At 49.7% G+C, this 13,384-nt stretch carries 11 protein-coding genes; 9 read left to right on the forward strand and 2 right to left on the reverse strand.

Annotation, left to right across the window (positions count from 1 at the left end; all coding sequences use genetic code 11):
* The first annotated feature begins 310 nt into the window (after window positions 1-310).
* The 4 genes from IV45_RS07545 (at window position 311) to IV45_RS07560 (ending at window position 5,272) form a co-directional block, all read left to right on the forward strand.
* Window positions 311-1,660: an amino acid permease gene (locus IV45_RS07545; protein ID WP_057742292.1), complete on the forward strand. Its 1,350-nt coding sequence runs from the start codon at window positions 311-313 to the stop codon at window positions 1,658-1,660.
* 326 nt (window positions 1,661-1,986) lie between these two features.
* The gene (locus IV45_RS07550) at window positions 1,987-3,186 is read left to right on the forward strand and encodes a NupC/NupG family nucleoside CNT transporter (RefSeq protein ID WP_057742295.1); all 1,200 of its coding nucleotides are present in this window, start codon (window positions 1,987-1,989) and stop codon (window positions 3,184-3,186) included.
* Window positions 3,187-3,275: 89 nt separating this feature from the next.
* The gene (gene rihC, locus IV45_RS07555) at window positions 3,276-4,196 is read left to right on the forward strand and encodes a ribonucleoside hydrolase RihC (protein ID WP_057742299.1); all 921 of its coding nucleotides are present in this window, start codon (window positions 3,276-3,278) and stop codon (window positions 4,194-4,196) included.
* 113 nt (window positions 4,197-4,309) lie between these two features.
* Window positions 4,310-5,272, forward strand: a complete 963-nt coding sequence (locus IV45_RS07560; RefSeq protein WP_057742301.1) for an alpha/beta hydrolase — start codon at window positions 4,310-4,312, stop codon at window positions 5,270-5,272.
* A 70-nt stretch (window positions 5,273-5,342) separates the two neighbouring features.
* On the opposite strand, the gene IV45_RS07565 is transcribed toward IV45_RS07560, so the two are convergent.
* Both IV45_RS07565 and uidA read right to left on the reverse strand, forming a co-directional pair.
* Entirely contained in the window at window positions 5,343-6,350 is a 1,008-nt protein-coding gene (locus IV45_RS07565; RefSeq protein WP_057742303.1) for a LacI family DNA-binding transcriptional regulator, read from the reverse strand.
* Between the two features lie 21 nt (window positions 6,351-6,371).
* On the reverse strand, window positions 6,372-8,120 hold the full coding sequence (gene uidA / locus IV45_RS07570; protein WP_057742305.1) for a beta-glucuronidase: 1,749 nt from the start codon (window positions 8,118-8,120) through the stop codon (window positions 6,372-6,374).
* 375 nt (window positions 8,121-8,495) lie between these two features.
* Between uidA and IV45_RS07575 the strand changes: the two genes are divergently transcribed.
* From IV45_RS07575 to IV45_RS07595, 5 genes are all read left to right on the forward strand, one after another.
* Window positions 8,496-9,860: a PTS transporter subunit EIIC gene (locus IV45_RS07575; RefSeq protein ID WP_057742308.1), complete on the forward strand. Its 1,365-nt coding sequence runs from the start codon at window positions 8,496-8,498 to the stop codon at window positions 9,858-9,860.
* A 112-nt stretch (window positions 9,861-9,972) separates the two neighbouring features.
* A complete protein-coding gene (rsmG, locus tag IV45_RS07580; RefSeq protein ID WP_057742310.1) occupies window positions 9,973-10,704 on the forward strand; it encodes a 16S rRNA (guanine(527)-N(7))-methyltransferase RsmG in 732 nt (243 codons plus the stop codon).
* A 12-nt stretch (window positions 10,705-10,716) separates the two neighbouring features.
* Window positions 10,717-11,724 (forward strand): ParB/RepB/Spo0J family partition protein, encoded by a 1,008-nt coding sequence (locus tag IV45_RS07585; protein WP_057742313.1) that lies wholly within the window; start codon window positions 10,717-10,719, stop codon window positions 11,722-11,724.
* Window positions 11,725-11,738: 14 nt separating this feature from the next.
* Complete coding sequence (locus IV45_RS07590; RefSeq protein WP_057742315.1) at window positions 11,739-12,509, forward strand: ParA family protein; 771 nt, start codon at window positions 11,739-11,741, stop codon at window positions 12,507-12,509.
* Window positions 12,496-13,383 (forward strand): ParB/RepB/Spo0J family partition protein, encoded by an 888-nt coding sequence (locus IV45_RS07595; RefSeq protein WP_057742318.1) that lies wholly within the window; start codon window positions 12,496-12,498, stop codon window positions 13,381-13,383. The genes IV45_RS07590 and IV45_RS07595 overlap by 14 nt, the downstream gene beginning before the upstream one ends.
* Window position 13,384: the final 1 nt, after the last annotated feature.

The following is a 13,384-nucleotide window of genomic DNA, read 5'->3' on the forward strand; positions in this document are numbered from 1 at the left end:
GGTAGTTATCCGTATTTAAACGCAATTCAGATTTCAAGTCAAGCTGATCTTTAAAAAATACGCTAAACGATTGACAATGCGGCGGGATAGGGTATACTAAATGGCAACTTAAAACAAGCGGTCGACAGAGAAACCAAGATTTGCTGGAACTTGGTGACGGTGAATGGCATTAAGAGAAAAATGGGGCGGTTCTCTTAGCGACCGTGAAGTGGCGGATGATGATCGTCCGCAATAAGGGTGGAACCGCGTGCAAACGTCCCTGGTAATTTACCAGGGACGTTTTTTGTTTTCTAGGCGAAAGGAGAAGATTATGGATCAACAAGACCAACAAAAGTTATCGCGCTCGCTAAAGAGTCGCCATATCACAATGATTGCGATCGGTGGGGCAATCGGGACGGGACTGTTCTTAGGCTCCGGTTCCGCCATCAAAGAGGCCGGTCCGTCCATCATTTTGACTTACCTGATCGTGGGGGTCTTCTGCTTCTTTATGATGCGGGCGCTGGGTGAACTCTTGCTAGCCGACCTGACCAAGCATTCATTCATCGATTCCATTCAGGAGTACTTGGGCGACCGGATGGGTTTCATCGCCGGTTGGATGTATTGGTCTTGCTGGCTTACCTTGGCCATGGCCGATCTGACAGCGACCGGGATTTACCTGCGTTATTGGTTTCCAGGCCTGCCGCAATGGGTGGGGCCCTTATCAATCATCGTCCTCTTGATGCTGATCAACATGGTCAACGTGGGCCTCTTTGGTGAACTGGAAACGGCCTTTTCCTTAATTAAGATCTTTGCCATTGTGGCCTTGATCATTGTTGGTTTAGCAATGGTACTCTTCGGAACACCGACGGCCACCGGGCACGCCAGCTTGTTAAACCTGGTCAACTATGGCGGCTTCTTCCCCAAAGGCTTCTTGGGCTTCCTCTTGTCGTTTCAGATGGTAGCTTTTGCCTTTGTCGGGATTGAAATGGTCGGCCTGACCGCGGGGGAGACCAAGAACCCCCAGCATGACATTCCCAAGGCTATCAACACCCTGCCGGTCCGGATCGGGCTCTTCTACGTGGGCTCGATGCTGGCGATCATGGCCATCTACCCTTGGAACAAGATTCAAACCAGTTCCAGCCCCTTTGTCCAGGTTTTTGCCGGCATCGGAATTACCGGAGCGGCTGGGATCCTGAACTTCGTAGTATTGACGGCGGCCATGTCGGCAACCAACTCCGCGATCTTTTCAACCAGTCGCTCTTTGTATTCACTGGCAGAGGAGGGGCATGCCCCGGCCCGTTTCCGTAAATTAAGCAACAAAGCGGTACCCAATGCGGCCTTGCAATTTTCGTCCTTGATCCTATTGCTAGTAGTGATCTTGAATTACTTGATGCCGGCGGGGATTTTCGAAGTCATTTCCGGAGTTTCCACCATTAACTTCATCTTCGTGTGGATCTTTATCGCGGCCTGCCACTTGCGTTACCGGCGGATCCACCCACAGGGAGTGCCGGAATTCACGATGCCTGGTTACCCGTTGACGGATTGGGCGACAATCATCTTTTTCGCTGCGATCCTGGTTATCTTGGTATTCATTCCGTCCACCCAGATTTCACTACTGGTATCTTTGATCTTCATGGCGGCATTGTTTGTCGGTTATGGGCTTAACAAGAAACGCGATTAATTAATTGAATCAGGCAACAGAAATTTTCTGTTGCCTGATTTTTTGCTTAAAGTGGCTAGTTTATAAGACGGTAAAACGGTTAAATTGTTCGTCTTTTTAACGACAAAGCTGGTATACAACTTTTTATTGTTACAGCATTTACAAACAAAAGCGGGTGTGTTATAAAACTCTTAGGCTGTTTTACCAAACTTTAACGTCCTTGATGTAATCTTTGATAAAACGCTTTACAAGCGCTTCCATTTCCTTTATATTTAGAAGCGTAAGTTAGCATTAAGCTGACTAGCAATTATTTCTCTATTTCTAGTTTTTAGGAAGGATGTTGTGGGATGTATGTACTAATTAACGTCCTTGGACTAGTAGTATTCTTGGGGATTTGTTTCCTACTGTCTAAGGATAAGAAAGCAATCAACTGGAAAGCCATTGCTATTATGGTTGTCCTGAACTTAGTGATTGCTTGGTTGCTGACTGGCTCCAAGGCTGGTCGTACTGGTGTTGAAGCAGCTGCCAACGGCTTCGTATGGTTGGTTGATGCTTCTGCAAAAGGTACGGTCTTCGCATTAGGTAGTTGGTACAATGTTAAGAACATGAACTTCATTTGTTCTGCACTGATGCCAATCCTGATGGTTGTACCACTGTTCGATATCTTGACCTACATCGGCTTCTTGCCATGGGTTATCAAGTGGATCGGTCGTGGCCTTTCCTTCATTACTGGTCAACCAAAGTTCGAATCATTCTTTGCCGTAGAAATGATGTTCTTAGGTAACACTGAAGTTCTGGCCGTTTCCGAACGTCAGTTGAACCAGATGTCCAAGGCTCGTAACCTGACTCTGGCCATGATGAGTATGTCATGTATCACTGCCGCTATGGTTGGTTCCTATGTTGAAATGATGCCTGGTCAATTCATTCTGACCGCTATTCCGATTAACATTGTGAACTCTTTGATCACCACTAGTCTGATGAACCCAGTTAAGGTTACGCCTGAAGAAGACGTCATCGTTGGTGTTTCTAAGGAAGGTGGCAAGCGTGAACCATTCTTCAGCTTCTTGGGTGACTCCATTCTGGGTGCCGGTAAGCTGATCCTGATCGTTATCGCTAACGTTGTTGCCTTCGTTGCTTTGGCAGCTCTGATCGACAAGATCTTAGGCCTCTTCTGGAAGCCACTGTCATTGGAAAGCATCCTGGGTGTCATCATGTACCCATTCGCATGGTTAATGGGTCTGCACCCGCACGATGTTTGGATCCTTTCCCAAAACATGGGGATGAAGCTGGTTACCAACGAATTTGTTGTCATGGGTAGCATGAGCAGCAAGATTCACAGTTTCGATCCACACTTCCAAGCTGTTATGACCACGTTCGTAACTTCATTCGCTAACTTTGGTACTCTTGGTATGATCATCGGGGTCTTCAAGGGCTTAGTTGACGATGAAACTAACGATTACATTGCTCACAACATCATCTACCTGATCCTTTCTGGGATCCTGGTATCTCTGCTGTCCGCTGCAATGGTCGGCTTGTTCGTTTGGTAATATAATGAAGAAAGTAGGGGGACGCCTCTGTTGTTTCCCTGCTTTTTCTTCAAAAGTTAGGTAAAGCGTTTTCATAAGGAGGAAAAGCTATGACTACGAAGATTATTATGGATACTGACCCTGGTATTGATGACGCCGCCGCAATGACGATGGCCATCAACAGTCCTGAATTGGATGTTAAGTTGATCACCGCCGTTGCTGGTAACGTTACGGTTGATAAGACCACTGCCAACGTTTTGAAGATTGTTCACTTCTTTGGCAAGGACAAGGAAATTCCGGTTGCTGAAGGGGCAAAGGCACCACTGATCAAGCACTTCGAAGATGCCGCACGGATTCACGGTGAATCTGGCATGGAAGGCTATGATTTCGGTACCGACTATGGCAAGCCGATTAACAAGACGGCGGTTGAAGCTCTGCATGACGCCATCATGGCTGAAGATTCAGTGGTCTTAGTACCAACTGGTTCTTACACCAACATCGCCCTGCTGTTCAAGGAATACCCAGAAGTTAAGTCTCACATTTCTAAGATCGTAGCCATGGGTGGTTCCATCTCAGGTGGTAACATGACTTCCGCTGCTGAATTCAACGTCTTCACCGACCCACATGCCGCTGAAATCATGTACAAGTCCGGTGTGCCGATCGTTACGGTAGGCCTGGACGTTACCTTGAAGGCTCTGTTGACCAACGACAGCCTGAACAAGCTGAAGGACATGAACGAAACTGGTAAGATGCTTTACGGTCTGATCAGTCACTACAACGACATGTCTGGTGGTGCTAATGGCCGGCCAATGCACGATGTCAACACCATCTTCTACCTGCTCCACCCAGAAGCATTTACCACTAAGAAGATGTGGATCGACATCCAGACTGATGGTCCAGCAATTGGCTGCATGGTCGGCGACATCCGTGGTGCATACCACGATGGCAAGACCAACGCTGAAGTTTGTGTCGACATTGATGCCGACTTCTTCAACAAGTGGTTCGTTGACCAAGTCAGCAAGATGAAATAATTGTATTTAACGAAATAAAACCCGCGTTTCTTGATTGAGAAACAGGTAGTCAAGTGCCTCATAATTGTTAGCGTTTGCTAATGACTATGGGGCACTTTTTTGGAGGGAAAGCAATGAGTGAACACATTTTGACGCAAGCGCAGTTATCACAGATGCCGGCTGATTTTGTCGAACCTTTGAAGCAGTCCTTAGCCGCTTTTCCGGTGGCAACGAATCAGCCAGCGGGCATGCAGACCCTGCACGTCAACCTGCAGCCAACTTATCCCACTGTTTTGCAGGACGTGGTCTACGCGACGAAGGACGATTTTGCTTTGCACTTGAACATTATCGAACCGGCCAATGCCAATGGTGATCGGTGCTTTCCGTTGATCATGTGGGTGCAGGGATCCGGTTTTCAAAAGCAGCGTTTGGGAATCCACCTGGCGCATATGATCGAACTGGCGCGGGCCGGCTACGTGGTTGCAATGGTCGAGTACCGTTATGCGCCTAAGTGGGCCTTCCCTGTCCAAGTCCGGGATCTGAATTCGGCGACCCGCTTTATGCTGCAGCATGCCGACCAGTACCATGTTGATCCGCATCATTATGGCGCTTGGGGTGAATCGTCAGGCGCGCATACGGTCGTGCTGGCCAGTGTGACGACGAATGAGCAATTCTTCAGTGATGAGCCGATTGACCAGTCCCCACTGAAGTACCAAGCCTGCATTGACTTTTATGGGCCAACAGATATCAGCCGGATGAACAAGGTTCCGTCCACCCAAGACCATGTCACTGCTCACAGCTTTGAAGGCCAGTTCCTGGGCGGCAAGGCGGTTTATGACCATCCGGAACTGGTTCAGCAGGCCAACCCCATCCATTACTTATCAGATAACGCACCGGTCCCGCCGTTCTTGATCATGCATGGCGACAAGGACCGGATCGTCCCCTTTGAACAAAGCTGCCTGCTTTACTCCGCCTTGCAAAAGCACCAGCTGCCGGCCAGTTTCTACCGGATTGCCGGCAGTGACCACGCGACGGATGCCTTCTTCACTCCCGCCACTTGGCAGATCGTCAAACAGTTCCTGCAAGCAACACTCTAAAATACTCTGAAAAAAAGCACTCCGTTGGCCGATGATGGTTAGCGGAGTGTTTCTGTCTGGGGATTGTTATTTAATGATGATCAACCGGTTTTACCGATTGTCTGATTAAGAGCTTTGGTTCGATGATAACGGGCTTGGACAGTGGCTGGCCGGTCCGTGTCTGTTCAATCAGGATGTTGCCGGCAGTGTAGCCAGTCTGCTTAGCCTGTTGATCAACCGAAGTTAACGGAGGCGTGGTTAAATAACCAGCGTTAGTGGCATCATAACCAATCAGCGAGATGTCGTCGGGGATGCGAATCCCTTGTGACCGCCAATAGTTGTAACAGGCAAACGCCATCAAATCGCTAAAGGCAAAGAGAGCCGTGAATTGATCGATGGGCAAAGTCGGTACTAAAGGAAAGGTATGCCGGTAGGTGAAGTCGGATTCAAAGATCAGCTTTGGGTCATAGGCAACACCGAACTCATCTAGGGCTTTTCGATAGCCTTTTAAGCGATCAGCAACCACCTGTAAGTGAGAGTCGCCGATTAAACAGGCGATTTTGCGGTGCCCCATAGAGAGCAAGTGCTTGGTGGCCAAGTATCCGCCTTGCACATTATCAAAAGCAACGGCGTTATTCGTGGTTGGCTGACTGCCGACGGTTAAGCACGGCAGACCTTGACGTTGGACCTGTTTGATTCCGTCTTTAACCAAGGCGTCAAAATGGCCGGTGATGATCACGCCACCTACCAGTCCGGGCTGGAGGCTATAGAGATAAGATTTCTGCAGGCGGGCATCGTTGTTAGTCGATTCAATGACCAAGCCCCAGCCATTCTCATTGCAGGCCTGCTCCACGCCAGACGCAATCAAGGAATAAATGTTGCTGTTCACGTTGGGGATGAGCATTCCGATATTGGTAGCCGATGATTGCCCTAAGGAAGCACGGATTTGTGGCTTGACGTAGCCCAGTTCCTTGGCCGTTTCCAAAATTTTCTTGCGGGTGGCCGGTGCGATGCGGAAGGGCTTGTTGTTCAAGACCAATGACACAGTCGCCGGGGAAAAACCGGTGATGCGCGCAATTTCTTTGATAGTAACGGACATTGCCCTTCCTCCTTTTAGAAGCTATTTGTTAAGCCAACGCTGTTTAAGCAGTGAGACGATTGCCTTTGGCCGCCGATCGCGGGTGAAGACGCCCTTCAGATTACCGTCAATCCGAATCATATTATCCTGCGTATGGAAGTCGGCGTAGGCCCACAGCTGTTCGCCGATCACGTAGGAAAACTCATCGAAGACTTTGAAGTAGGTCTTGTAGAGATCGACTTGGTATTCCTCAGAGTATGGGGAGTGCTCCAGGCTATGCAAGCCAGGGACTGTGTCTGCACCAAATTCGGTGAAGATAAACGGCTTGTCAGGGTGCTTTTCGTGCCAATGGATGATGTTGTCGCGCAATTCATCTTCGGCTGCCTTGAGATTACCGTGGTTGCTGTACCAACCGTAGTAACGGTTCAGACAGATCACATCGAATAAGTCGGCAATTTGGTCGTCTTGATAATCGTCACGCATGATGTCGGTGAAGGTTACCGGCCGTTTTTGCCAATCCAGTTCCTTCGTTAATTTTACCAGTGGGGCAAAGTATTCGCGAGCACCTGGCTGACCACCTGCTGGCTCGTTGGCAATCGACCACATCACGACAGATGGGTGGTCGGCGTCTCTTTCGACCAGTTCTTTGATGGCTAACTGGTGAGCAGCCGTGGTGTCCAAGGTGTTCCAAGTGGTCTGGTTATTCTTTAAGACTTCCACGTTGGCATTGAAACCGATGAAGAGACCGACTGCAGAGGTTTCGTCAATGACCACCTGTCCTAAGCGATCGGCTTGTTGCATTGTGATCTCATCGTTAGGGTAGTGCGAGGTGCGGAAGGAGTTGGCACCGATGGAATTCAGAATCTGATTGTCCCAGTTCATCAACGGCAGGTTCATCCCCCGGCCAGAGGCAAAGAAGTCCATGTGCTTACCGAAGCCCTTAAAGTAGAACGGCTTTTGGTTGATGAGGAACTGGTTGTTTTTGATTTCGATAGTCCGGATACCGAAGGATTTGGTATAGGTATCCAGCAGTTGGCCATCGGCGGCGAAGATTTTCACTTGTAGCTGGTACAGGTAGCCATTGCCGGGTTCCCACAAGTGAGTCTGGTCAATCTTTAGCGGTGAAGTCAGGTCATTGTTTTGAGCGACCACCTGTTTTGTTTGATCCAAGATGGTTACTTGGGCGTGATCAAAGTCGCCTTGAACCTTGATTTCCGGTTTAACGGTAGTGTGAGTCAGGTCAGTCTCATAAGGGATGGTGATCTGGTCGATGTAGGAAGGATTCGTGGAATAAATGATGACCTGCCGCTGGATACCAGAATAGTTGTAGAAGTCAAAACGGTAGGTTTCCTGACCGTCACCTTTGTAATCGGCGCTGGGCAGGGTCGTGTTATCGAGAATGTTGGAGACTTTGACCTTCAAGTCGTTGTCGCCGGCTTGAAGGAATTGGTTGATCTCACCTTCAAATGGGGTGAAGCCACCCTTGTGTTTCATGATTAGATGACCGTTTAAGTAGACTTCAGCGGCATGAGTCACGGCGCCAAAGCGGAGAACGTTGCGTTGCTTTAACTGGCTGCTTGGCAGTTGAAAGTGGGTTTCGTACCAGAAGTAACCCACGCGGTCGGTATATTGAGGACCCATGAGTTGGGCGTTGAACGAGCCAGGTACAGCGACCCATTCCGGGTGAGGCAAAGGCTGGTTGACGTCAATAGCAGGTTCATCGGCTTGAAAATGCCACATACCATCTAAATCGGTCCAGGTTCTGCTTGCATTTAATTGAGGTAATAACATGTTTAATTCACTCCTTGATTGTTACGGTGGTTCACTAAGCATGTAGAAATTGCTGATTACACGGTCAATATATTAAAAAGCGCTTACACTGTCAAAAAAGTTTAGCAGCTTTAGCAACCTGTAAGAGCAATCGTTGTAAGGCTTAAAAATATTTTTGCTAAAGGAGTTTAGCACGGCAGGTTTTTAACTGCGTTTTGAATCGCTTTGCTAAACAAATCCGCGACGAAAAAATTTTGCCCTTAATACCGCTTGTAATAGGCCTTGCTAAACCTTTAATTGGCGTTTGAAAACGATTTCAGCGGATGATAGGATCAAATCACGAAAAGCAGTTGGAGATTGCTGATTACAACCAATACTTTTAAGGAGATCATGATTATGGAAAATACCTCGATCATGCCGACCATCGTCAAACTGATGGGTGGTAAAAACAATATCAAGTTGGTTGCCAACTGCAGTACGCGTTTGCGGATCCAAGTTGCCAGTCCCAAGTCCGTTGACGTTGACACTTTAAACCAATTAAAGGATGTCAAATTAGCCAAAGTCGCCGATCATGAACTGCAACTCTTATTAAACGGTGACGTCAACAAGAACTACCAGACGCTGATCAAGACAATCGGCTTTAATGAGGATGGACGCAAGAAACGTCAGGGACCAATTGACTTCATTACCCGTTTCATTGGTGATGTCATTATGCCTGTCCTGGGTGTCATCACCGTTTGTGGGATTATGAAGGGGCTGTTGATCCTTGCCTTGCAGACGCACTTGATGAATCCTAAAGGCGGCTTGTACCTTAGTTTGTATGCCGTTAGCGATGCCGTATTCTACTTCCTGCCATTATTCCTGGGTTGCACCACCGCGAAACGTTTGGGAATTCCCCAATTCTACGGCGGCTTAGTTGGTGCGGCGTTAGTTTACCCAACTATTACCGGCAAGGCCCTGCATTTCTGGGGGATTGTCAGTCGTTCACGCTATGTTTCCAGTTTCCTGCCAGTCATCCTGATTGTGGCTTTGATGGCTCCGATTTTTAAGTGGGTTCAAGCTAAGTCACCAAAAGTGGTCAGAAACTTCCTGCCTGGCCTGGTTTCCTTAGCCATCGCGATGCCAATCGGTCTGGTGGCAGTTGGCCCAGCCTCAAACGCATTAGCTGATGGCTTCAGTTGGTGCATCCAATGGTTCTACAACTTCAACCCAATCATTGCCGGTGCGGTGATCGGTGCTGCCTGGATGTACATTACCTTGTACGGTCTCTTCGGTATTGTCATTTCAGTTGTCGTGATCAACATTTTCAACGGCAGCGGGGACCTTACCCTTGCAGTTTCGATCTTCAACGTGCTGGTCGTTGCCGGTGCATCCTTAGCCATTGCTTTCCGGACCAAGGATTCCTCGTTGCGTGATGACGCCTACCCAGCTTGTGTGACGGCCATCTTCGGCGTGATTCAACCGGCCCTGTATGGATTGTTGTTACCACGTAAACGTCTCTTCCGGATGACTGCCTTGGCTAGTGCCGTTGTTGGTGCACTTGCTGGCTGGTGGGGCATTCGTAAGTACGCCATGGGTTCCGGGATCTTCGGCCTGCCAACGATGCTGAACCAGACACACACGGCTTTCTTGCCAATCTTAGTCAATGCCCTGATTTCATTCGTCCTCGGCTTTGTCGTGATCTTCATGATGTACCGGCATGATGACGATGTGGTTGGTCAAGCCACTCCCGATCAAGGAAAGAAAAAGCAGTCAAAATAAGCATTCAAATTAATTGATCTTAGGCCTCCGTTTGGTTGAAACGGGGGTCTTTTTAGGTTAAAGTAAGAGGGTGGCGTGAAACAATTCTGTGTTTCACGGAAAGGACGGTAGGATGACCCCAGAAGAATTTAAACAAGCATTAGCACAACGGGGGATTGATTTGACCTCGAAACAGCTCGACCAGTTCCAGCAGTACTACCAGCAACTGGTGACGGTGAATAAACAGGTCAATCTGACCCGGATTACCGCTGAAAGTGACGTCTACCTGAAGCACTTCTATGATTCATTGACGGGCGCCTTTGCCTACCCGGCGTTGAAGACTGAGCTGTTAAGCCTGGTGGACATCGGTGCCGGTGCCGGTTTTCCGTCATTACCATTAAAACTGGCATTCCCGCAGCTCAAGGTCACCATTGTGGATTCGTTGAACAAGCGACTGAACTTTTTGCGGGACCTGATCGCTGACTTGGGCCTGACGGGTGTCGAGCTGGTGCACGCACGGGCCGAAGACTTCAGCAAGGCCAAGAGTAAATACCGTCAGCGCTATGATGTGGCGACGGCGCGTGCAGTTGCCCGAATGAGTGTGCTTGCCGAATACTGCCTGCCAACAGTCAAGGTGGGCGGCTTGTTCCTGGCATACAAGGCCGCTGCGGCGGATGAGGAGTTGGAGCATGCGCAGGGTGCGATCAGCAAACTGGGCGGCAAATTTCAAAAGACGGTCAGCTTAACCCTGCCAACTCAGCCGGAGCCGGAACAACGTAATTTGATTTTGATCGATAAGGTAAAGAATACGCCGTCGCAATATCCGCGGCGTGCCGGAACACCAGCGAAAAAACCGTTACAGTAAGGGAGAGAGAACATGGCATTTTCAATTTTCGGTTTTGGCAAGAAAGCCGAACCGGCGAAAAATCAAGTCGTAGAGATTCCCTTAGACCAAATCGAACCCAACCGTTACCAACCACGGCAGGTCTTCGATAAAACCCGGATTCAGGAACTGGCCCAGACCATTCAGGAACATGGGCTCCTGCAGCCAATCATCCTGCGGGAATACGAACCGGCAAAGTATGAGATTATTGCCGGTGAGCGTCGTTTCCGGGCAATGAAGCTCTTGAAGTGGGAAAAGGCGCCGTCCATCGTGGAGAAAATGAATGACCACGAAACGGCTTCTTTGGCCTTGATTGAAAACCTGCAACGGGCGGAATTGAGCTCCGTTGAAGAGGCGCAGGCTTACCGGCGACTGATGGAATTGAACCACCTGACCCAGGCAAACTTGGCCAAGGGAATGGGGATCAGTCAATCCGCCGTGGCCAACAAGTTGCGGTTGTTAAAGTTGATCAAGCCGGTCCAGAACGCAATCCTAGACGGGCTGATCAGTGAACGGCATGGTCGGGCACTGTTGCCATTGGACGCCGATGCCCAGCGTAAGATGCTGATGCGGGTCGTCAACGAAAAATGGAATGTTCGCCAAACTGAGGACGAGGTCGCAAAGTTTCTGGGCAAGCCAGTTCCTTCCGAGGTTGAAGCAAAGAAGGAAGCAGCACGGTTGGCAAAGCAGCAGGCCAGTCAAGCGGTTGTTGAGCCCACCCCGGCGCAAGCGAAGACCAAAGCCAAAGAGAAAAAGCCGGCGCAGCCTAAGTCTAGCCGCAAGAAAGGGACTCACAAGGCCAAGAAGAGTGCGGCACCAGCTCATGAAACGATCAGTGTGAGTGATCCCCGGATTGCCATTAATACAATCAAGGATTCGGTAAAGATGATCAAAGAGGGCGGTCTGGACGCCGATTTGACCGAAACCACCTTGAAGAACAGCTACAAACTGACCATCAAGATTGCTAAAGCGCCGGACAAAAACAAGCGCAAGCGTAAGTAGGAAGGAGCAGTGAAATGGGATCTGTAATTGCACTGGCTAACCAAAAAGGCGGTGTCGGCAAAACGACCACCAGCGTAAACCTGGGTGCCTTTCTGGCGGATGCTGGTCAAAAAACACTGCTGATTGATCTCGACCCCCAAGGCAATGCCACGAGCGGCCTGGGGATCGATAAGAAGCAGATCAAGAAAAGCGTCTATGATGTTTTGATTAACGATGTTCCCCTGGATGAGGTGATCCAATCCAGCAGCCACAAGGGCCTGGATATTGCACCGACAACCATTGCCCTTTCTGGGGCGGAAGTGGAACTGACTTCGCTCATGGCGCGGGAAACCAGGTTGAAGGATGCCTTTGGCGATGTCAAAGACAAGTACGATTTCATCCTGATCGACTGTCCGCCATCGTTGGGACTGTTGACGATCAACGCCTTCACAGCGGCTGACTCCATCCTGATTCCGGTACAAAGCGAATACTATGCTTTGGAAGGCTTGAGCCAGTTGATGAACACCATCCAGCTGGTTCGCAAGCACTTCAACCGGAACCTGCAGATCGAAGGGGTGCTGCTGACGATGTTTGATCGGCGTACCAACTTGGGGCAGGAAGTCAACGCCGAAGTAAAGAAGTTCTTCGGTGCGAAGGTTTATAAGACCGTCATCCCACGGAATGTGCGTTTGTCAGAGGCACCGAGCCATGGACTGGCAATTGTCGACTATGATCCCCGGTCCAAGGGTGCGCGTGAGTACCAGCAGTTAGCAAAGGAAGTGTTGGCAGCACATGGCAAAGAATAAAAAGATGGGTTTGGGCCGTGGCATTGAGGCCTTGTTTGCGGACAACAACGTCGAGGAACCCAATGTTGACGAAACGGTCCAAGACCTGAAACTGAATTTGATCCGGCCCAACCCTTACCAGCCGCGCCGGGTATTTGATAAAGCGGCGTTGAAGGAACTGGCCAAGTCGATTGAGAAGTCCGGGGTCTTCCAGCCGATCATCGTGCGGCAGCCGGATAAAGGAATCGAGCGTTACGAGATCATTGCCGGTGAACGGCGCTTTCGGGCATCTAAGCTGGCACACCAGGACACCATTCCCGCCATCGTCCGCGACTTTGACGACGAGCGGATGATGGAAGTGGCGGTACTGGAAAACCTACAGCGTGAAGATCTGACGCCGCTGGAAGAGGCCCAGGCTTACCAAACTTTGATGGATAAGTTGTCGCTGACCCAGGCTCAGGTGGCATCGCGGTTAGGCAAGAGCCGGCCTTACATTGCCAATTACCTGCGGCTTTTGGGCCTGCCCAAGTCGGTCAAGGACCTATTGTCATCGAAGAAGCTGTCGATGGGTCAGGCACGGACACTGCTTGGCTTGAAGGATAAGCAGCAATTGGCGGCCTTGGCTGAAAAAGCGGTTAGTCAAAACCTGACCGTGCGCCAGCTGGAAGAACTGGTTGGCTCACAAAACCAGCAGGGCAAACATAAGGCCAAGCGGCGTAAGCAACGGAAGTCACCGTACTTGTGGGAAGCTGAAAACCAATTGCAGAGCCGCTTTGGGACCAAGGTCAACTTGGCGCCTTCCAGCAAGAAGAACCGCGGCAAGATCGAGATCCCGTACACTTCAACGGATGATTTGAACCGGATTTTGGAACTCTTAGGTGTTTCATTTGATTAAG

The organism is Limosilactobacillus secaliphilus, from assembly GCF_001437055.1.
GTDB classification, from domain to species: Bacteria; Bacillota; Bacilli; order Lactobacillales; family Lactobacillaceae; genus Limosilactobacillus; species Limosilactobacillus secaliphilus.

What these genes read in the sequence shown, in the direction of transcription:
- uidA (WP_057742305.1), bottom strand. Translation starts at nt 8,120, where the DNA reads ATGTTATTACCTCAATTAAATGCAAGCAGAACCTGGACCGATTTAGAT.
- IV45_RS07595 (WP_057742318.1), top strand. Translation starts at nt 12,496, where the DNA reads ATGGCAAAGAATAAAAAGATGGGTTTGGGCCGTGGCATTGAGGCCTTG.
- rsmG (WP_057742310.1), top strand. Translation starts at nt 9,973, where the DNA reads ATGACCCCAGAAGAATTTAAACAAGCATTAGCACAACGGGGGATTGAT.
- IV45_RS07590 (WP_057742315.1), top strand. Translation starts at nt 11,739, where the DNA reads ATGGGATCTGTAATTGCACTGGCTAACCAAAAAGGCGGTGTCGGCAAA.
- IV45_RS07545 (WP_057742292.1), top strand. Translation starts at nt 311, where the DNA reads ATGGATCAACAAGACCAACAAAAGTTATCGCGCTCGCTAAAGAGTCGC.
- IV45_RS07575 (WP_057742308.1), top strand. Translation starts at nt 8,496, where the DNA reads ATGGAAAATACCTCGATCATGCCGACCATCGTCAAACTGATGGGTGGT.
- IV45_RS07565 (WP_057742303.1), bottom strand. Translation starts at nt 6,350, where the DNA reads ATGTCCGTTACTATCAAAGAAATTGCGCGCATCACCGGTTTTTCCCCG.
- IV45_RS07585 (WP_057742313.1), top strand. Translation starts at nt 10,717, where the DNA reads ATGGCATTTTCAATTTTCGGTTTTGGCAAGAAAGCCGAACCGGCGAAA.
- rihC (WP_057742299.1), top strand. Translation starts at nt 3,276, where the DNA reads ATGACTACGAAGATTATTATGGATACTGACCCTGGTATTGATGACGCC.
- IV45_RS07550 (WP_057742295.1), top strand. Translation starts at nt 1,987, where the DNA reads ATGTATGTACTAATTAACGTCCTTGGACTAGTAGTATTCTTGGGGATT.
- IV45_RS07560 (WP_057742301.1), top strand. Translation starts at nt 4,310, where the DNA reads ATGAGTGAACACATTTTGACGCAAGCGCAGTTATCACAGATGCCGGCT.